The organism is Flavobacterium mekongense, assembly GCF_047038255.1.
GTDB lineage: Bacteria > Bacteroidota > Bacteroidia > Flavobacteriales > Flavobacteriaceae > Flavobacterium > Flavobacterium mekongense.
This window is the reverse complement of record NZ_CP174374.1, coordinates 341,138-360,922: the sequence shown is the minus strand read 5'-3', so window position 1 is coordinate 360,922 and position 19,785 is coordinate 341,138. Positions and strand designations below refer to the sequence as shown.

At 39.0% G+C, this 19,785-nt stretch carries 15 protein-coding genes; 13 read left to right on the top strand and 2 right to left on the bottom strand.

Features of this window, described 5'->3' with window-relative positions:
- Positions 1 to 8: 8 nt before the first annotated feature.
- A complete protein-coding gene (locus ACJG85_RS01415) occupies positions 9 to 398 on the bottom strand; it encodes an SPOR domain-containing protein (RefSeq protein WP_409678162.1) in 390 nt (129 codons plus the stop codon).
- Between the two features lie 217 nt (positions 399 to 615).
- Between ACJG85_RS01415 and ACJG85_RS01410 the strand changes: the two genes are divergently transcribed.
- The 10 genes from ACJG85_RS01410 to queG all read left to right on the top strand — a co-directional run bounded on the left by ACJG85_RS01410 (position 616) and on the right by queG (position 14,139).
- A complete protein-coding gene (locus tag ACJG85_RS01410; protein ID WP_412476747.1) occupies positions 616 to 1,956 on the top strand; it encodes a c-type cytochrome in 1,341 nt (446 codons plus the stop codon).
- Positions 1,957 to 1,988: 32 nt separating this feature from the next.
- A complete protein-coding gene (locus ACJG85_RS01405) occupies positions 1,989 to 5,051 on the top strand; it encodes a TAT-variant-translocated molybdopterin oxidoreductase (protein ID WP_412476746.1) in 3,063 nt (1,020 codons plus the stop codon).
- A 39-nt stretch (positions 5,052 to 5,090) separates the two neighbouring features.
- On the top strand, positions 5,091 to 6,500 hold the full coding sequence (gene nrfD, locus ACJG85_RS01400; protein ID WP_409678154.1) for an NrfD/PsrC family molybdoenzyme membrane anchor subunit: 1,410 nt from the start codon (positions 5,091 to 5,093) through the stop codon (positions 6,498 to 6,500).
- 8 nt (positions 6,501 to 6,508) lie between these two features.
- Positions 6,509 to 7,036 carry a DUF3341 domain-containing protein gene (locus ACJG85_RS01395; protein ID WP_396193853.1) on the top strand — a complete coding sequence of 176 codons (528 nt, stop codon included), beginning with the start codon at positions 6,509 to 6,511 and terminating at the stop codon, positions 7,034 to 7,036.
- 9 nt (positions 7,037 to 7,045) lie between these two features.
- Positions 7,046 to 7,609, top strand: coding sequence for a c-type cytochrome (locus tag ACJG85_RS01390; RefSeq protein ID WP_409678151.1), 564 nt, complete (start codon positions 7,046 to 7,048; stop codon positions 7,607 to 7,609).
- Between the two features lie 27 nt (positions 7,610 to 7,636).
- Positions 7,637 to 8,968 carry a quinol:cytochrome C oxidoreductase gene (locus tag ACJG85_RS01385; RefSeq protein WP_409678149.1) on the top strand — a complete coding sequence of 444 codons (1,332 nt, stop codon included), beginning with the start codon at positions 7,637 to 7,639 and terminating at the stop codon, positions 8,966 to 8,968.
- Positions 8,969 to 8,987: 19 nt separating this feature from the next.
- Positions 8,988 to 10,178, top strand: coding sequence for a cytochrome c oxidase subunit II (locus ACJG85_RS01380; RefSeq protein ID WP_409678146.1), 1,191 nt, complete (start codon positions 8,988 to 8,990; stop codon positions 10,176 to 10,178).
- Positions 10,179 to 10,199: 21 nt separating this feature from the next.
- Positions 10,200 to 11,993 (top strand): cytochrome c oxidase subunit I, encoded by a 1,794-nt coding sequence (locus ACJG85_RS01375; RefSeq protein ID WP_409678143.1) that lies wholly within the window; start codon positions 10,200 to 10,202, stop codon positions 11,991 to 11,993.
- Between the two features lie 80 nt (positions 11,994 to 12,073).
- Positions 12,074 to 13,096, top strand: a complete 1,023-nt coding sequence (ruvB, locus tag ACJG85_RS01370) for a Holliday junction branch migration DNA helicase RuvB (RefSeq protein WP_409678140.1) — start codon at positions 12,074 to 12,076, stop codon at positions 13,094 to 13,096.
- Positions 13,097 to 13,215: 119 nt separating this feature from the next.
- The gene (queG, locus tag ACJG85_RS01365; protein WP_409678137.1) at positions 13,216 to 14,139 is read left to right on the top strand and encodes a tRNA epoxyqueuosine(34) reductase QueG; all 924 of its coding nucleotides are present in this window, start codon (positions 13,216 to 13,218) and stop codon (positions 14,137 to 14,139) included.
- Here queG and ACJG85_RS01360 read toward each other — a convergent pair.
- Positions 14,123 to 15,148 (bottom strand): LacI family DNA-binding transcriptional regulator, encoded by a 1,026-nt coding sequence (locus ACJG85_RS01360; RefSeq protein ID WP_409678134.1) that lies wholly within the window; start codon positions 15,146 to 15,148, stop codon positions 14,123 to 14,125. The two genes, queG and ACJG85_RS01360, sit on opposite strands and share 17 nt — an antisense overlap.
- A gap of 155 nt (positions 15,149 to 15,303) precedes the next feature.
- On the opposite strand from ACJG85_RS01360, the gene ACJG85_RS01355 reads away from it, so the two are divergent.
- The 3 genes from ACJG85_RS01355 to ACJG85_RS01345 all read left to right on the top strand — a co-directional run bounded on the left by ACJG85_RS01355 (position 15,304) and on the right by ACJG85_RS01345 (position 19,785).
- Positions 15,304 to 17,934: a TonB-dependent receptor domain-containing protein gene (locus ACJG85_RS01355; RefSeq protein ID WP_412464659.1), complete on the top strand. Its 2,631-nt coding sequence runs from the start codon at positions 15,304 to 15,306 to the stop codon at positions 17,932 to 17,934.
- A gap of 111 nt (positions 17,935 to 18,045) precedes the next feature.
- Positions 18,046 to 18,399, top strand: a complete 354-nt coding sequence (locus ACJG85_RS01350) for a glutaredoxin family protein (RefSeq protein ID WP_409678128.1) — start codon at positions 18,046 to 18,048, stop codon at positions 18,397 to 18,399.
- Positions 18,400 to 18,402: 3 nt separating this feature from the next.
- Positions 18,403 to 19,785, top strand: a complete 1,383-nt coding sequence (locus ACJG85_RS01345; RefSeq protein WP_412464658.1) for an MFS transporter — start codon at positions 18,403 to 18,405, stop codon at positions 19,783 to 19,785.

Sequence of the window (19,785 nt, the reverse complement as noted above, 5' to 3'; positions counted from 1 at the left end):
GGCTTTTTTTATTTATTGGGTTTAATCAAAAAGGCAGTAGGATATCTTTTTTTCAGCAACAATAAGTTTTTTTCGGCTTCAATTCGGGTTTTAAAATTGCCTACCCAAACCTTGTATAGTGGCGTACTGAACACTATAGTGGCATCTAAATTTTTAAATTCTTTTTTGAATTCTATCAATGTTTTTTTAGAGTTTTCCGTGTCGCCGTTGAAGATCTGAATTTTGTAACGATCATTAATAGTAATTGAACTGTTAATTTTTCTTTTCTCATTTAGCAATTGTTCAAATTTAACATCTTGATCGACGGTCACTTTTGTGTCCTGAGAGTAGGTTTTTTGGCAAAAAAAGAAAACGATTGCGTAGAAAAAAACCGCTTTAGTTTTGGGTAAAAATTTCATAATGATTTGATTTTTATACAAATGTAAAACTTAATAAATTAAACAAAACACTATTCGTTATTTAGAATTAATATAAATTGGTATTTAAGATATATTTAAGGTTTTGAGAATAGTTCATAAGTCGTATTTTTGTGCAAGTTTTTAATAAAGCGTCGATTTTTAGCTGAAAATCCTTCAGAAAGAATCATGCCAACATTAGTCGATAATCATTTATTATATGAAAAAAATGGGTAACCATAATTCGATTTCAAGGAAAATAGTCTTTAGTTTAGCTTTAATGCTAACATTCTCCTTCACCTCATTTTCACAAGAAACGCCACCAACAACTGATGCTGCTGCTCCTGCCGCAACCTCTGCCGCGCCTGCCGCTGCTACCGGGGGAGATCCTGTAGCCGGAAAAGCTTTGTTTAATGCCAACTGTGCGGCTTGTCACAATCTTGATAAAAAGATGACCGGGCCTGCGTTAAGAGGTGTTTCTGCAAAGTATGACAAGGAGTGGATTTACAAATGGGTCAACAATAGTTCTGCATTGATCAAATCTGGGGATGCTAAAGCTATCAAGATTTTTGAAGAATTCAACAAGTCGGTGATGACAGCGTTTCCTCAATTATCAACTACTGATATTGATAATATTATAGCTTACACTGATCAGCCAAAAGCTGAGCCTGCGACTGCTGTAGCGGCACTACCGGGTAAAGACGGCGGGGCTGATGAAGGAGGTATTTCTAATGATGTTATCCTTGGGGCTTTAGCGTTAGTGATGTTGATGTTGGTAATCATGTTGTTCTTTGTGAACAACGTGTTGACGAAAGTGGCTAAATCTAACGGTATTGAGTTGCCTGCAAAACAAGGAGTTTCATTATGGCAAGCTTTTGCTAAAAACCAATTCTTGGTTTTAGTGGCTTCTATTTTCTTATTGCTTTCAAGCGGGTACTTTGTTTACGGGTGGATGATGCAGGTTGGTGTTGATCAAGATTATGCGCCAATTCAACCAATTCATTATTCTCACAGAATTCACGCCGGTAGCAACGGAATCGATTGTAAATACTGTCACTCTGCTGCCAGAGTTAGTAAAAACGCCGGTATTCCATCATTGAATGTTTGTATGAACTGTCACAAAAATATTGCTGAAGTAGCTGATACTACAGCAACACCTGAATACAGTAAAGCATTTTACGATGGGGAAATCCAAAAATTATACGATGCTGTGGGTTGGGATAAAGCAACCCAAAAATACACGGGTAAAACCAAGCCTGTTAAATGGGTTCGCATCCACAACTTACCGGACTTTGCTTATTTCAATCACTCTCAACACGTAACTGTTGCCGGAATTGAATGTCAAAAATGTCACGGTCCTGTTCAAGAATACGAAATTCAAAAGCAATTTGCACCGTTAACCATGGGTTGGTGTATCAAATGTCACCGTGAAACTGATGTTAAAATGGAAGGCAATGCCTACTATACTAAAATTCACGAAGAACTTTCTAAAAAGTATGGTGTAGACAAATTGACTGCAGCACAAATGGGAGGTTTAGAATGTGGTAAATGCCACTATTAATCAAATTATTAAGAAGCTAATATTTATATACGATGTCATCGAACAAAAAATACTGGAAAAGTGTTGAGGAACTAAACGAAAATAGTTCTATTGTTGAGACGCTTAGAAATAATGAATTCTCAGAACCAATCCCAACAGAGGAGTTCTTATCTGATAAAGAATCTTTATCTTCTTCTTCAACAACTCGTCGTGATTTCTTGAAATACGTTGGATTTAGTACGGCAGCTGCTACTTTAGCTGCTTGTGAAGGTCCTGTGCACAAATCAATTCCTTACGTTTTACAGCCGGAGCAAATTATTCCGGGAGTGGCAGATTATTTTGCAACTTCAATGTTTGATGGATTTGATTTTGCCAATCTTTTGGTAAAGTCACGTGAAGGTCGTCCTATTAAAATTGAAAACAATACCATTGCCGGTGCTAAGTTTACTGCTAATGCTAGAGTTCACGCTTCAGTTTTGTCATTGTACGACAATACCCGTCTTAAAGTAACCAAGGTTGATCATAAAGATGCATCATGGGCTGCTGCTGATATGAAAATAAAAGCGAGTTTAGCCGATGCTAAAGCTAAAGGAGGGCAGGTAGTTTTGTTGACCAATACTTTGGCCAGTCCTTCAACTGAAAAGTTGATAGCTGAATTTATTGCTCAAAATCCAACTGCTAAACATGTGATTTATGATGCCGTATCTGAATCAGCTGCATTGGATGCTTTTGAAACTGTTTACGGAGAAAGAGCTTTAGTAGATTATGATTTTTCTAAAGCCAATACTATAGTTTCCGTTGGAGCTGATTTCTTAGGAGATTGGCAAGGTGGCGGATACGATTCAGGATATGCTCAAGGCAGAATTCCTCAAAAAGGTAAAATGTCTAAGCACTACCAATTTGAAGCCAATATGACCTTGTCAGGTGCGGCTGCAGATAAGAGAGTGCCGATGAAAGTTGCCGATCAAAAATTAGCATTGGTTAAAATCTATAGCATAGTTACCGGTGCAGCCGTTAATGTAGGTAAAATAGCTAATGAAGAGGTGGTTGTTAAAGCCGCTCAACAATTAAAAGCTGCCGGAGCTAAAGGTCTTTTAGTGTCTGGAATTCAAGATAAAAATGCACAATTATTGGTTTTAGCGATCAACCAAGCTCTGGCAAGTGAGGCATTCTCTACAGTGGGAACTCGTCAAATCAGAAAAGGTTCTGATGCTAAAGTAACTCAATTATTGGCTGATATCAATGCGGGCAGCGTACACACTTTAATTATGAGTGGTGTTAACCCGGTTTATACTTTAGCAAACGGAAAAGCATTTGCTGAAGGATTGAAAAAAGTAAAATTATCAGTTGCTTTCTCTTTGAAAGAAGATGAAACGGCATCTGTAACTAATATTGCTGTTCCTGCTCCTCATTATTTGGAATCATGGAACGACTTAATGTTGACAAAAGGAACATATTCTATTGTACAGCCAACTATTCGTCCGTTGTTCAGTTCAAAACAATTCCAAGAAGGATTGTTGTCATGGATTGGTAACGGCGCTTCTTATTATGATTATATTAAAGCAAATTCTGGTGCTTACTTGAATGGATTAACTTGGAACAAAGCCGTTCATGATGGTGTAGTAGCCGGTGTTCCTTCAGCGGCATCAGCCGGTTCTGCTGATTACAATGCTGCTGCAAGTGCTTTGGCTCAATCTAAACCGTTGGCTAATTTCGAATTGGTATTGTACACCAAAACAGGTATGGGAGATGGTCAACAGGCTAATAATCCATGGTTACAAGAGTTTCCGGATCCTATTACAAGAGTATCTTGGGATAACTACTTAACCGTTTCTAAAACTGATGCTGAAAAGCTTGGTCTGACTAACGAAATTGTGGCTAATGGTGGTTTAGACGGAAGTTATGCTACTGTAAAAGTAGGTGCTGCTTCAATCACAGCTCCTGTAATTGTTCAACCCGGTCAAGCAGTTGGCACAATTGGGTTGGCTTTGGGTTACGGAAAAAAAGCCGGATTAAAAGAAGAAATGCAAGTAGGTGTTAACGCTTACGCTTTATATAATAATTTTGATAATGTTCAATCAGCTGTGGTATCTAAAGCTGATGGCACTCATGAGTTTGCTTGTGTACAATCACAAAAAACGTTGATGGGTAGAGGTGATATTATCAAAGAAACTACTCTAACTGTATTCACCGCTAAATTTGATGAACCTGAAGTTTGGAATCCGACTCCTATGGTTTCTTTAGACCACAAGGAAGTTGCTGCAACTTCAGTTGATTTATGGGAATCTTTCGATCGTTCGGTAGGTCATCACTTTAATTTGTCAATCGATTTGAATGCTTGTACCGGTTGTGGTGCTTGTGTAATTGCTTGTCATGCTGAGAATAATGTTCCTGTTGTAGGTAAATCTGAAGTTAGAAGAAGTCGTGATATGCACTGGTTGCGTATTGATAGATATTACTCTTCAGAAGATACTTTCGAAGGTGATAACAAGAAAAAAGAAGAATTCGAAGGCTTATTTGGTGATAAAGGTTCATTGGGTGGATTCGGTCAAATGGAAAACCCAAGTGATAACCCACAAGTGGTATTCCAACCGGTAATGTGTCAACACTGTAACCACGCACCATGTGAAACCGTATGTCCTGTAGCGGCTACTTCTCATGGTCGTCAAGGTCAAAACCAAATGGCTTATAACCGTTGTGTGGGTACTCGTTACTGTGCTAACAACTGTCCTTATAAAGTTCGTCGTTTCAACTGGTTCCTATACAGCAACAACAGCGAGTTTGATTTCCATATGAATGATGACTTAGGGCGTATGGTAGTGAATCCGGATGTAAACGTTCGTTCTCGTGGAGTTATGGAAAAATGTTCAATGTGTATCCAAAAAACACAATTGACCATCCTAACTGCTAAACGTGAAGGCAGAGAAGTTGCGGTGGATGAATTCCAAACAGCGTGTTCTTCTGCTTGTACAACCGGAGCAATGGTATTTGGGGATGTTAACAACAAAGAAAGCAAAGTAGCTAAATTGGCTGAAGACAAGAGAATGTACCATTTGTTAGAAAGTGTTGGAACAAAACCAAACGTTTTCTACCACGTAAAAGTTAGAAATACCTAGTATCAATAAGTAATTAATTAAGAAACAATATAAAGGATTATGTCGTCTCATTACGAAGCACCCATTAGAAAACCTTTAGTTATAGGTGATAAAACTTATCACGATGTAACTGTAGATGTAGCCGCTCCGGTGGAAGGAAGAGCCAATAAACAGTGGTGGACTGTATTTTCTATCGCATTAGCCGCTTTCCTTTGGGGAATAGGTTGTATCATCTACACCATCTCTACAGGAATCGGAACATGGGGATTAAATAAAACAATTGGATGGGCTTGGGATATCACCAACTTCGTTTGGTGGGTAGGTATCGGTCACGCCGGAACACTTATCTCTGCCGTATTATTATTATTCCGTCAAAGATGGAGAATGGCTATTAACCGTTCAGCTGAAGCGATGACCATCTTCTCGGTAATCCAAGCAGGTTTGTTCCCAATCATTCACATGGGTCGTCCTTGGTTAGCTTACTGGGTGGTACCAATTCCAAACCAATTCGGTTCATTGTGGGTTAACTTCAACTCACCACTTCTTTGGGACGTATTTGCAATTTCAACTTATTTGTCTGTTTCCTTAGTATTCTGGTGGACAGGTTTATTGCCGGATTTTGCCATGTTAAGAGACAGAGCCGTAACTCCTTTTGCAAAAAAAATATACACCATCCTTTCTTTCGGATGGAGTGGTAGAGCCAAAGATTGGCAACGTTTTGAAGAAGTATCTTTAGTTTTGGCCGGTTTGGCTACTCCGTTAGTACTTTCGGTACACACAATTGTATCTTTCGACTTTGCTACTTCAGTAATTCCGGGATGGCATACCACCATCTTCCCTCCATACTTCGTTGCAGGAGCGGTATTCTCCGGATTTGCTATGGTTAATACTTTGCTCATTATCATGAGAAAGGTATCAAATCTGGAGGCTTACATCACCATTCAACATATCGAGTTGATGAACATTGTAATCATGATTACAGGTTCTATCGTTGGGGTTGCTTATATTACCGAGTTGTTCGTAGCATGGTATTCAGGAGTAGAGTATGAGCAATATGCTTTCTTGAACAGAGCAACCGGTCCTTATGCTTGGGCTTACTGGGCGATGATGACTTGTAACGTTTTCTCTCCTCAGTTCATGTGGTTCAAAAAATTAAGAACCAGTATCATGTTCTCTTTCGTAATCTCAATTGTGGTAAATATCGGAATGTGGTTTGAGCGTTTCGTAATTATCGTAACTTCATTACACAGAGATTACCTTCCGTCTTCTTGGACTATGTTCCAGCCGACATTTGTAGATATAGGTATCTTCATTGGAACTATTGGTTTCTTCTTTGTATTATTCCTTTTGTATGCCAGAACCTTCCCGGTAATTGCGCAAGCAGAGGTTAAGACAATCTTGAAATCTTCCGGTGAAAATTATAAAAGACAAAGAGAATTAGAAGGTCATAATCATTCAGATAAACATTAATAATTGCTATGAGTAGTAATAAAGTTATACACGCAATATACAACGATGATGATGTATTAATGCACGCGGTTCACCAAACCAGAGCAGCTCACCATCATATTGAGGAAGTTTATACTCCTTTTCCGGTACACGGGTTAGATAAAGCTATGGGATTGGCTCCGACAAGATTAGCCATCTGTGCTTTCATCTATGGATGTATTGGTTTATCAGTAGCCACTACCATGATGAATTATATTATGATTTCTGATTGGCCGCAAGATATCGGAGGTAAACCAAGTTTTAGTTATATTCAAAACATGCCGGCATTTGTACCCGTAATGTTTGAGATGACCGTTTTCTTCGCTGCCCACTTAATGGTAATTACTTTTTATATGAGAAGTAAATTATGGCCATTCAAGCAAGCAGAAAATCCGGATGTTAGAACAACTGATGATCACTTCTTAATGGAAGTGGCAGTTCATGACAACGAAGCAGAGTTGGTAAAATTCTTCGAAGGAACCGGAGCAGTGGAAGTGAAAGTAATTGATAAGCATTAATAATTAGCGATGAAAAGTTTATTTAAAACAGCATTTGTATTAGGCATCATGGTTTCTGTGTCTTCGTGTAAAGACGATTTGAAGCCAAACTATCAATACATGCCCAATATGTACGAATCAGTAGCATATGAAACCTATTCAGAATCTGATGCTTTCAATTCTCCTACAGGTGAAAAAGGAAAAGAAGGTCAGTTACCTGCTGACGGTTCTATCAAAAGAGGTTTTGTGCCTTATGAAGTGCCAAACACGCCTGAAGCTTTAGCCATGTTAAAGGCTACTAATCCTAAATCACCTTTGGATTCAACCCAAGTAGACATGAAAAAAGGAGAAGAGCTTTTCAATATCTACTGTGCCATTTGTCACGGTACTGAAGGTAACGGTAAAGGAAAGTTGGTTACACAAGAAAAATTCTTAGGAGTACCAAGCTATGCTGACAGAGTTATCAATGAGGCCAGTGTTTTCCATGTTGTTACTTATGGTTTGAACTCGATGGGATCTCATGCTAATCAGTTGAGTCAAGAAGAGCGTTGGTTAGTTGCCGCCTATGTAATGCAACTTAAAAGCAAATTATAATTGTAGAACAAACAGATTGTTATAGATATGTATACATTTTCAAGTAAATTAAAAACCTTTTCTTTTGTCCTAATGATCGTTGGTGTTCTTGGGATTGGTTATGGTTTTTTAACTGCACCAAAAACTATTCAAGATGTTGAGACTATTTTGGCATCTGATAGTCACGGACATTCTAATTCTCATGACGCTGCAACTACTCACGATGCTCACGGAGAGAAAGCAGGTCACGATGCAAAAGCAACAGCTGAGCACACAGAGCATTTAGAACACGTTCTACACCAATTACAAAACAAACCTTGGGCAGCCTTGTATGTAGCATGTCTGTTCTTTATGTTAATCGCATTGGGTGCTTTGGCTTTCTATGCTATCCAACAAGTAGCGCAAGCGGGTTGGTCTCCGGTGTTATTCCGTGTTATGCAAGGAATAACCGCTTACTTATTACCGGGTTCAATTATTTTCTTTGTTCTATTACTTTTATCAGGTTTCCACATCAATCATTTGTTTATTTGGATGGACGAAGAGGTAAGAGCTACAGATGAAATTATTCAAGGTAAGGCCGGTTATTTGAATTTTCCGTTCTGGATTATCAGAGCCGCGGTATTTATCTTCGGATGGAATTTATACAGACACTTGTCAAGAAAGAACTGTTTGGCTCAAGATGAGGCTACAGATAACACTTTCTACAAAAAGAATTTCAAAATGTCAGCGGCATTCTTAGTATTCTTTATTGTTTCTGAATCTATCATGGCTTGGGATTGGATTATGTCTGTTGACCCACACTGGTTCAGTACATTATTCGGATGGTATGTATTTGCGAGTTTCTTCGTAAGTGGTATCACTACTATTTCAATGGTTACTTTATATCTTAAGTCTAAAGGTTATTTAGAGAATGTTAATTCAAGCCACATTCATGACTTATCTAAATTCATGTTTGGTATCAGTGTATTCTGGACTTATTTATGGTTCTCTCAATTTATGTTGATTTGGTATTCTAATATACCGGAAGAGGTGACTTATTTTAAAACCCGTATTGAACATTTCAATTTACCGTTCTTCGGTGCTGTTGTTATGAACTTTATCTTCCCGTTCTTGGTTTTAATCAATACCGATTTCAAACGCATTACTTGGATTATAGTAATGGCCGGTATCGTGATTTTATTAGGTCATTATGTAGATTTCTTCAACATGATTATGCCATCAACTGTGGGCGACCAATGGTTTATCGGTATTCCTGAGATATCTTCTATTTTATTCTTCTTAGGCTTATTCATCTTTGTAGTGTTCAATGCGCTGACTAAAGCTCCGTTGATGCCAAAACGCAATCCGTTTATTGAAGAAAGTAAACATTTTCATTATTAATATTTAAAGTAAATTACAAATGACAACTTTTTTGATACTTATAGTTGTAGTCTTATTGGCGGTTGCCTTGTGGCAGTTAACTAAAATATTCGACTTAACTCAAGTTGGTGGTGGAAATGTTAATGACACTCAGATTGCAGGTGATAATGATAATAAAGTAAATGGATTTTTGATGTTTGCTTTCTTAGGTTTCATCTATCTGACTACTATTTTATGTTTGTTAAATTATAGTGATTTGCCACTTATTGGTGATTCTGCCTCTGAACACGGTCCGCAAGTAGATAATCTTATGACCATTTCATTGGTGTTGATTTTTATTGTTCAAACAGTTACTCAGGCGTTATTACATTATTTCGCATTCAAATACAGAGGGAGACAAGGTCAAAAAGCACTTTATTTTGCTGATAACAACAAATTAGAGTTTATCTGGAGTATTATTCCGGCCATTGTTTTAGCTGGTTTAATTCTTTATGGTTTGTATGCTTGGACCAACATTATGTTTGTTGATGAAAAAGAAGAGCAAGACGCTATTGTTATCGAATTATATGCTCAACAGTTCAAGTGGGAAGCTCGTTATGCAGGTGCCGATAATGTGTTAGGTAAAGCCAATGTAAGATATATTGAGGGCGTTAATAATTTAGGTGTTGATTTATCAGATCCTAACGCGCAAGATGATTTTACAGCTCCTGAATTGCATATTCCTAAAGGTAAAAGAGTAGTTTTCAAAATGCGTTCTCAAGATGTTTTACACTCTGCCTACATGCCTCACTTCAGAGCACAAATGAACTGTGTTCCGGGTATGGTTACTACCTTTTCTTTTGTGCCAACAATGACAACTGCAGAGATGAGAGAAAAACCGGCTATGATTGCTAAGGTTGCTAACATCAACGCTATCAGAGCTAAGAAAAGTGAAAAATTAGTAGCAGATGGTCAAACCGCTTTAGATCCTTACACTTTCGATTATTTATTGTTGTGTAACAAAATTTGTGGTGCTTCTCACTACAATATGCAAATGAAGATTGTTGTTGATACTCCTGAAGAATATGCAGCTTGGTTAAAAGAAAACGCTGCTAAAACTATTGTACAGGCTGTAAAAACTGCTGCTGCCGAGGCTAAAGCTGCTGAAGCTCCCGCTACTCCATCGCAAGATACTTCTTCAACCGCAGGCAAAGACACTACAGTTGTTGCCCAAGCAGAACCAAAACATTAATAAAATTTAAAAGTTTATAATATGTCAGCTCACAACCACGATCACGGTCACGACGCACACGAACACCACCATAAAGACACTTTCATTACTAAATATATCTTTAGTATTGATCACAAAATGATATCTAAACAGTATTTGATTACCGGTATCATTATGGGTGTAATTGGTGTTGGTATGTCAATGCTTTTCAGAATGCAATTGGCTTGGCCTGAAGAATCTTTTAAAATTTTTAGCTTTTTCCTTGGTGAGCGTATGGCACCGGGAGGAGTAATGAATAATGAAACTTACTTAGCTCTTGTTACTATACACGGTACCATCATGGTATTCTTCGTGTTAACTGCAGGACTAAGCGGAACTTTCAGTAATTTATTAATTCCATTGCAAATCGGAGCCAGAGATATGGCCTCAGGATTCCTGAACATGATTTCTTACTGGTTGTTTTTCCTTTCCAGTGTTGTGATGGTAATCTCTTTGTTTGTTGAATCAGGACCGGCTTCGGCAGGTTGGACAATTTATCCTCCATTAAGCGCATTGCCACAAGCTATGTCTGGTTCTGGAGCTGGGATGACCCTATGGTTAGTATCAATGGCTATTTTCATTGCTTCTTCATTATTGGGATCATTGAATTACATAGTTACGGTTATCAACCTTAGAACAAAAGGAATGTCAATGACAAGATTGCCTTTAACCATTTGGGCTTTCTTTATCACCGCTATCATTGGTGTTATCTCTTTCCCGGTATTATTGTCTGCTGCTTTAATGTTAATCATGGACAGAAGTTTCGGAACTTCTTTCTTCTTGTCAGACATCTACATTGCCGGTGAAGTTTTACATTATCAAGGCGGTTCTCCGGTATTGTTTGAACACCTATTCTGGTTCTTAGGTCACCCTGAAGTTTACATTGTATTGTTACCGGCTTTAGGAATTACCTCTGAAATTATAGCCACGAACTCTCGTAAACCAATCTTCGGTTACAGAGCGATGATTATGTCTATCATAGCCATTGCATTCTTATCAACCATCGTTTGGGGTCACCACATGTTCATCTCCGGTATGAATCCATTCTTAGGTTCAGTATTTACCTTTACTACTTTATTGATTGCAATACCTTCTGCAGTAAAAGCATTCAATTACATTACCACGTTGTGGAAAGGTAACTTACAAATGAACCCGGCAATGTTGTTTTCAATCGGTTTGGTTTCAACCTTTATCACAGGTGGTTTAACAGGGATTATTTTAGGAGACAGCACTTTGGATATTAATGTACACGATACTTATTTCGTAGTTGCGCACTTCCACTTAGTAATGGGTATTTCTGCGCTTTACGGAATGTTCGCCGGTATTTACCACTGGTTCCCTAGAATGTTCGGAAGAATGTTGAACAAAAACTTAGGTTATGTTCACTTCTGGGTAACTGCTGTGTGTGCTTACGGTGTTTTCTTCCCAATGCACTTTATCGGTATGGCCGGTTTGCCAAGAAGATATTACACTAATACCAACTTCCCGTTATTCGATGATTTGCAAAACGTAAATGTTATCATTACAACTTTCGCTTTAGTGGGTGGTGCTTTCCAATTGGTTTTCTTGTGGAACTTCTTCCACAGTATCTTCTACGGAAAAAAATCTGTTCAGAACCCTTGGAAATCCAATACGCTTGAGTGGACTGCTCCGGTAGAACACATGCACGGTAACTGGCCGGGAGAAATTCCTGAAGTTCACAGATGGCCTTACGACTACAGCAAACCAGGACATGATGACGATTTTGTACCACAAAACGTCCCAATGAAACCGGGTGAAGAAGTATTACATCACTAATCCTTACTTACTATATAAAAAAGCCTTTCCTAATCGAAAGGCTTTTTTATTGGCAACCAACTTTGTTATATATTTGTGAGATGAATGAAAATCTAGACCCAACTAATCAGCGCTTCAATTCCGAAGAACTCGATCTGGAAAAAAAACTCCGACCGCTGAGTTTTGATGATTTTACAGGCCAAGAACAGGTTTTGGATAATTTAAAAATCTTTGTGGAGGCCGCCAACCTTCGCAATGAAGCACTCGACCACACTTTGTTTCACGGACCTCCGGGTTTAGGAAAAACAACTTTGGCTAATATTTTGGCCAATGAGTTGGGTGTGGGAATCAAAATCACCTCAGGTCCGGTATTAGACAAACCCGGGGATTTAGCCGGTTTGTTAACCAATCTCGAGGAAAGAGATGTCTTGTTTATAGACGAAATCCATCGATTAAGCCCCGTAGTAGAGGAATACCTATATTCTGCTATGGAGGATTTTAAAATCGATATCATGATTGAATCCGGACCTAATGCCAGAACGGTACAAATCAACCTCAATCCTTTTACCTTAGTCGGTGCAACTACACGTTCAGGGCTATTAACTGCGCCGATGCGTGCCCGTTTCGGTATCCAAAGTCGTTTGCAATATTACAACACCGAACTATTAACTACTATTGTACAACGCAGTTCAAGCATACTCAAAATGCCTATCACCATGGAAGCCGCTATTGAAATTGCCGGTCGAAGCCGCGGAACCCCACGTATTGCTAATGCGTTGTTAAGGCGTGTACGTGACTTCGCCCAAATTAAAGGAAATGGAAAAATTGACATCGAAATCGCTCGTTTTTCATTAAGAGCCTTAAATGTCGACGCCCATGGTTTAGACGAAATGGACAACAAAATTCTAACTACCATCATCGAAAAGTTCAAAGGCGGACCGGTTGGCTTGTCTACTTTGGCCACAGCAGTATCCGAAAGTGGAGAAACCATAGAAGAAGTGTATGAACCCTTTTTAATCCAAGAAGGTTTTATTGTCAGAACGCCCCGCGGTAGAGAAGTCACCGAGAAAGCCTATAAGCATTTGGGCAAGATTAACCCAAATATTCAAGGCGGATTGTTTTAGGGCATTTCCCTTCGGGCAGTCGGCTTTCGCCTCGTGTCCCTCCGGGCCGGGTCTTCCGCACTCGCTTTTTTTGCTGCACAAAAAAGAGCTCAAACAATCGCTCCAACCCCTAATGCACCATGAACTCCAATAAAGAGAAATATACCCAATTCATCAAAGCCGAAGCCAAACGCCTCGGTTTTATGGCTTGTGGCATTTCCAAAGCCGGTTTTTTAGAGGAAGAAGCGCCTCGATTGGAACGCTGGCTAAACCAAAATTACCATGGCCAAATGGGTTATATGGAAGAGTATTTTGATAAACGCCTAGATCCAACTTTATTGGTGCCGGATTCTAAAAGTGTCATCTCTTTACTGGTCAACTATTATCCTTCCGAGTTTCAAAATACGGAAACCTATAAAATTTCAAAATACGCCTACGGTAAGGATTACCACAATGTAATCAAAAAGAAAGTGGTCAAGATTTTAAAATCTATCAAAAGAGAAATCGGGGAGGTGCACGGTAGGGCTTTTGTCGATATGGCACCCATAATGGACAAAGCTTGGGCCGCTAAAAGTGGTCTGGGGTGGGTTGGCAAAAACAGCAATTTAATCACGCAAAAAGTCGGTTCTTTCTATTTTATTGCCCAATTGGTAGTCGATTTAGAATTGGAATACGACGGACCAACCACTGACCATTGTGGTACTTGTACGGCTTGTATAGACGCTTGTCCAACGCAAGCCATAGTGTCGCCTTACATAGTCGACGGCAGCAAGTGTATTTCGTATTACACCATCGAACTCAAAGAAAATATTCCCTCTGAAGTAAAAGGCAAGTTCGACGATTGGATGTTTGGTTGCGATGTTTGCCAAGATGTTTGTCCGTGGAATAAATTTTCAAAGCCACATCAGGAACCGGCTTTTAAAGCTTATCCCGAACTGTTGTCTTACTCCAAAAAAGACTGGGAAGAAATCACCGAAGAAACCTTTGCCAAAGTTTTTCCGAATTCGCCACTCAAGAGGGCACAATGGGAAGGCATCAAAAAGAACATTAATTTTTTAAAGTAGAGTCTCGTTCAATAACCGAAGTTTCTAATTCAATGGTTCTCGGTTGAAACGAATGCAGGTCTTTTTTAGTATTAATCTCTTCCAACAACAATTTGAAAGATTGCACACCCATTTCAAAACTCGGTTGGTCAACTGTACTCAACTTTGGGGTAATTACTTGCGACATGAACCAATTGCTGAATCCGATTACTTTAACCTGTTCCGGCACTTTAATGCCTACTTCGTTAAAATGGGCCAAGACACCTACAGCTACTAAATCGGTGATGACAAAGATGCCATCCACATCCGGATGTTCAACCGCAATTTGTTTTCCAAAAGCCAAACCTTCTTCAAAAGTTACATTCTTGCATGTGTAAACCAATTTGGAATCGAACGGAATGCCATTTTGTTCCAAGGCTTTCTTGTAACCCAAAAATCGGTCAATGGCATTTTGAGGATTCACCGGACCGCGGATATGAGCAATTTTTTTACACCCTTTTTGAATCAAATGTTGTACAGCATTGAAGGCTGCCTTCTGGTCGTTGATGATAACTTTAGAACAAGGGATTAGTTTCGATATTTTATCAAACATTACGAAAGGAACTTCCTTGCGTAAAATATCGCGAATATGTTCATCATCGTTGGATTCATTTGAGAGCGACATAATGATACCGTCCACCCGTTTCTGCATCAAAAGTTCCACTTGCTTTTTCTCCAATTCCAAAGATTCATTCGACTGTAAAATAATCACCAAATACCCATTTTTCTCTGCTTCATCAATAATTCCGTTGATCACATTGGAGAAAAAATGATGGACTACTTCAGGAATTATCAACCCAATGGTGCGAGACTCTTTGGTCCGAAGGTTTACGGCAAAACTGTTGGGAGTATAACTTAGGGATTGAGCCAACTCTAAAACGGCCTTGCGCGTCTTCGGACTCACATCAGGGTAGTCTTTTAACGCCTTAGATACCGTAGTAATAGATATTCCTAAGGTTTCGGCAATTTGCTTTAAAGTTATGTCTCTCATTTAACAAATATCATAAAAAAAACTCAATTTGCAATCGAAAACGTTTTCGGTAATTTCGAAAACGTTTTCGATAACGATTTCATAATTAATTGTTAATTAAAAAATATAATTTCGAAAAATAAACCAACAAAATTTACTAATCAAACAAATTACAAATGATGAAAAAAAGTACTTTATTTTTGAAAAAGATGTTGTTTGTAGTGGCTTTGCTGCTATTCAATCTTTCTTTTTCACAAAGCAGTAGCTTATCAGGAAAAGTAACCGATGCCAAAGGAGATGCCGTAGTAGGCGCTAACGTGGTGTTGAGTAGCGGTTCCAAATCTGCTTCAACCAATGCTGAAGGAATGTATTCTTTCTCAGGATTGGCTGACGGTTCAGTTACCGTAACGGTTTCTTACATCGGTTTTGCTACCGAAAAGAAAACAGTAGCCGTAAAAGGAAACACCACTTTGGATTTCCAACTACAAGACGATTCTAAAGTTTTAGAAGAAGTAGTAGTAACCGGTGTGGTGAATCCGAGAGCCAAAATCAAATCGAGTGTTTCAGTTACTACTTTAGATGTGAAACAAGTAGAGCAATCAGCACCGCGTTCAACTGCTGAGATTTTCAGAACTATTCCGGGTATTCGTTCCGAATCATCAGGAGGTGAAGGAAATGCTAACATCTCAGTTCGTGGGGTGCCTATCTCTTCAGGAGGTTCTAAATATTTGCAAATCCAAGAAGATGGTTTACCGGTATTATTGTACGGTGACATCGCTTTTGCTACAGCAGATATCTTCACCAGATTTGACAGAAACATTGCTAAAATCGAAGCTATCCGTGGAGGTTCAGCGTCAACTTTGTCTTCTAACTCTCCGGGTGGTATCATCAACTTTATCAGCAAAACCGGTAAAACTGAAGGCGGAAGCATGGTAACCAGTTTTGGTTTAGATTACAATGATTTCAGAACCGATATCGAGTATGGTGCGCGCATCGGAGACGGATTATACTTCCACGCCGGTGGTTTTTACAGAACCGGTGAAGGTGTCAGAAGCCCGGGCTTTACCGCTAATAACGGTGGTCAATTCAAAATGAACGTAACCAAAGAATTCGAAAACGGTTCGGTTACGGTTTATGCCAAATTCTTAAACGACAGAGCAGCAGCGTTCATGCCAATGCCAATCAAAGTAACCGGAAGCAATTCAAATCCTAACTGGGAAAGCATCAGTGGTTACGACGCTACTTCAGGTACGCAACAATCACCTTATCTAATGCACAATGTTGGCTTAGACGGTAACGGTAACGTAAGAAGAGGGAACGTAGCCGATGGTATGCATCCGGTGTCCAAAACATTAGGTGCGTCAATCAATTTCGAATTGGCTGATGGATGGAAATTAACTAACAATGGTCGTTTCTCTTCTAACAGTGGACAATTCATTACACCATTCCCGGCTGAAGTGGCTTCAGCAGCTACTATTGCTAACTCTTTCGGAGCCGGATCAACCTTAACTTATGCTAACGACGGAACGGCTTTCAACAACCCGAACGGTTTAGTATCAAGAATTCACATGTTTGATGTAGAGTTGAACAACTTCAACAACTTCATGAACGACTTAAGAATCACTAAGAAATTTGACAAATTCGGTTTAACCGCCGGTTATTTCAAATCAATCCAAAACATCTCTATGTCTTGGTTGTGGAATTCTTACTTACAAGAAGTATCGGATAACAATCCACGCTTAATTAATGTAACTGATGCAGGTGGAAATTTACTTTCAACCAACGGTTTGTATGCCTACGGAGTTCCGGCTTGGGGTAACTGTTGTACACGTAACTATGATACGCAATACAATGTATCGGCTCCATACGCTAACGTATCTTTTGAGGCTACCGATAAATTGTCTTTAGAAGGAGGTATCCGTTTCGATATGGGTCAGGTTAACGGTTCATTCGCCGGTTCTTCTCAAACAGTATACGATATCAATAACGACAACGTAATTTCAGCTCCTGAAAGCAGCGTTTCAGCTATTAATACTGCCAATACAACGGCAGTTGATTACGATTACGATTATGTGTCTTACTCTTTAGGCGCTAATTATTTAATCGATGCCAACCAATCTGTTTTCGCTCGTTACAGTAAAGGTGCTTCTGCTAAAGCGGATCGTATCTTATTCTCGGGCTTGAATTATCTTGACGGAGATAAAATCAACTCATTGGATTACTTGGCTCAAGCTGAGTTAGGGTACAAAAGAAAGTTCAGCAAAGGGTATGTGTATGCAACATTCTTTACTTCAACTACCACTGAAGAAGGTGGCTTCGAAGCAACATCTAACAGCATCATCGAAAACGACTACCGTTCTATGGGTCTTGAAGTGGAATCGTCATACAATGTAAACAGCGACTTCAACTTACGCGGTGGATTTACCTATACTAAAGCTGAGATTACTTCAGGCGCTAATGACGGTAACGAACCAAGAAGACAACCAAAAATGATGTATAACTTTATTCCGACTTACAAATTCGGAAAAGCCAACAACACTTTCGGATTAAGCTTTATCGGACAAACCAAAGCGTATGCGCAAGACAGCAATGAGTTAGTGATGAACGGTTTCGTAATCGTTAACGGATTTGTAGAATTAGGTATTACCAAAGGTTTATCATTAAACTTAGCCGGAAATAACTTATTCAATACTTTAGCCATTACTGAAGCGGAAGAAGGTAGCATTACAGCCAATACCACTAATATTGTTAGAGCAAGACCTTTGCCGGGAAGATCACTTTCTATGGCATTGACTTACAAGTTCTAAAACAACCTATTTCATGTTTAGTTTGAGTAATTCCTATACCATAGTTTTATGGTATGGGAATTATTTTTAACTAAGAATAGTTATCTTTAATTATCGCTAAAAAGGAATCTTATGAAAAAATCAACGGCTATTTTATTGTTTTTGATGCTTTGCTTAGGACAACAATTGTCGGCACAACAAAATCAACCAAAAACAACTCCTGCCTCCGAAAAAAGAGTAATGATAGTCTATGGCAGCGACGAATGTCACCATTGCACCGATACCAAAAAATACCTCAAAGAAAACAATATCGAATTTGTTTTTTACGACATCGATAAGAACCAAGAAGCGTTAAAGGAAATGCTCTTCAAACTCAAAAATGCCAACATCAGCCTGAACAATTTATCGATTCCGGTGATTGATAAACAAGGCGTAATTTTTACCAATGATATCCCGTTTGAAGCGTTTCTCAAGAAATTGAACTAACCTATGAACCCAAAAACAAACTTAAGCTTTTGGCAAATTTGGAACATGAACTTCGGGTTTTTCGGAATCCAATTCAGTTTTGGTTTGCAACAAAGCAATATGAGCGCCATTTATAAATATTTAGGTGCCGATGAAGGAAGTTTACCCATGTTATGGCTTGCCGGCCCTATTACAGGTTTGATTGTTCAGCCCATAGTAGGAGCGATAAGCGATGGAACGTGGTCTCCTAAATTCGGTCGCCGAAAACCATTTTTCCTTATAGGTGCTCTTATTTCCAGTATCGCTTTATTGTTGATGCCGTATTCGAATACGCTTTTTATGGCGGCCAGTTTGTTGTGGATTTTAGATGCCGCCAACAATGTAGCTATGGAACCATATCGCGCCTTTGTAGCCGATAAACTCAACGAAAAGCAAATGTCTCTCGGTTTCCTGATGCAAAGTTTTTTTACCGGATTTGGGATTACATTAGCCAATTTTACTCCGGCTATTTTGGTCTCACTCGGATTTTTGGCCATCACCGATAAAATGGAAAACGGCATTCCGGTATATACCTATTGGGCGTTTTTTATTGGAGCTTTTGCTTCTATAGCCTCAGTGTTATTGTCGGTTATGACTACCAAAGAATTCCCGCCAACGACCGAAGAATTATTGGTGATTCAGGAAAAGAAAAAAGAAAATCTTTTTAAAACGGTAGCCAAGGATATCACCGAAGCTTTCAGAACCATGCCACTCACCATGAAGCAACTCATCCCGGTAAAATTCTTTACTTGGTATGCCATGTTTTGTTATTGGCAATACATTACATCTTCATTGTCTCTATCGTTATTTGGTACTACAGACCAAGCTTCTGAAGGATTTTCCAAAGCGCAATTACTCACCGGTAGTTTGAACGGAACCTACAATATTATCTGTTTTATGGTGGCCTTTTTATTGGTGCCGATAGCCTTAAAAATAGGCGCCAAAGGAGTACACTTTATTGCGCTGTCCTTAGGAGGAATCGGATTGTTACTAATTCCTTATTTGAACAATACCGATGTGCTTTTTGTCCTGCACAATCCTTTTGGCAACAACATTCCGGTTACCACCATTTTCTTGTACTCTTTTGGTTTAGGAATTTCTTGGGCTTCCACCATGGCGATGCCTTATCAATTGCTGGCAGGTTCCATTCCCAAAGAAAAGACAGGCGTTTATATGGGGATTTTCAATATGTTCATTGTTATTCCAATGGCCATTCAAATCTTAACCATGCAGTATTTTGTTTATGATTGGTTAGGGAATAATCCCATGAACGTAATCAAATTAGCCGGAACATTTTTAATCATAGCCGGTGTTTTAACGCTTTTCATAACGGTTAAAAATAAAAATCAAATTGTACAAAGTGAATAA

What these genes read in the sequence shown, in the direction of transcription:
- ACJG85_RS01350 (WP_409678128.1), top strand. Translation starts at nt 18,046, where the DNA reads ATGAAAAAATCAACGGCTATTTTATTGTTTTTGATGCTTTGCTTAGGA.
- ACJG85_RS01410 (WP_412476747.1), top strand. Translation starts at nt 616, where the DNA reads ATGAAAAAAATGGGTAACCATAATTCGATTTCAAGGAAAATAGTCTTT.
- nrfD (WP_409678154.1), top strand. Translation starts at nt 5,091, where the DNA reads ATGTCGTCTCATTACGAAGCACCCATTAGAAAACCTTTAGTTATAGGT.
- ACJG85_RS01355 (WP_412464659.1), top strand. Translation starts at nt 15,304, where the DNA reads ATGATGAAAAAAAGTACTTTATTTTTGAAAAAGATGTTGTTTGTAGTG.
- queG (WP_409678137.1), top strand. Translation starts at nt 13,216, where the DNA reads ATGAACTCCAATAAAGAGAAATATACCCAATTCATCAAAGCCGAAGCC.
- ACJG85_RS01415 (WP_409678162.1), bottom strand. Translation starts at nt 398, where the DNA reads ATGAAATTTTTACCCAAAACTAAAGCGGTTTTTTTCTACGCAATCGTT.
- ACJG85_RS01375 (WP_409678143.1), top strand. Translation starts at nt 10,200, where the DNA reads ATGTCAGCTCACAACCACGATCACGGTCACGACGCACACGAACACCAC.
- ruvB (WP_409678140.1), top strand. Translation starts at nt 12,074, where the DNA reads ATGAATGAAAATCTAGACCCAACTAATCAGCGCTTCAATTCCGAAGAA.
- ACJG85_RS01390 (WP_409678151.1), top strand. Translation starts at nt 7,046, where the DNA reads ATGAAAAGTTTATTTAAAACAGCATTTGTATTAGGCATCATGGTTTCT.
- ACJG85_RS01385 (WP_409678149.1), top strand. Translation starts at nt 7,637, where the DNA reads ATGTATACATTTTCAAGTAAATTAAAAACCTTTTCTTTTGTCCTAATG.
- ACJG85_RS01360 (WP_409678134.1), bottom strand. Translation starts at nt 15,148, where the DNA reads ATGAGAGACATAACTTTAAAGCAAATTGCCGAAACCTTAGGAATATCT.
- ACJG85_RS01380 (WP_409678146.1), top strand. Translation starts at nt 8,988, where the DNA reads ATGACAACTTTTTTGATACTTATAGTTGTAGTCTTATTGGCGGTTGCC.
- ACJG85_RS01395 (WP_396193853.1), top strand. Translation starts at nt 6,509, where the DNA reads ATGAGTAGTAATAAAGTTATACACGCAATATACAACGATGATGATGTA.
- ACJG85_RS01345 (WP_412464658.1), top strand. Translation starts at nt 18,403, where the DNA reads ATGAACCCAAAAACAAACTTAAGCTTTTGGCAAATTTGGAACATGAAC.
- ACJG85_RS01405 (WP_412476746.1), top strand. Translation starts at nt 1,989, where the DNA reads ATGTCATCGAACAAAAAATACTGGAAAAGTGTTGAGGAACTAAACGAA.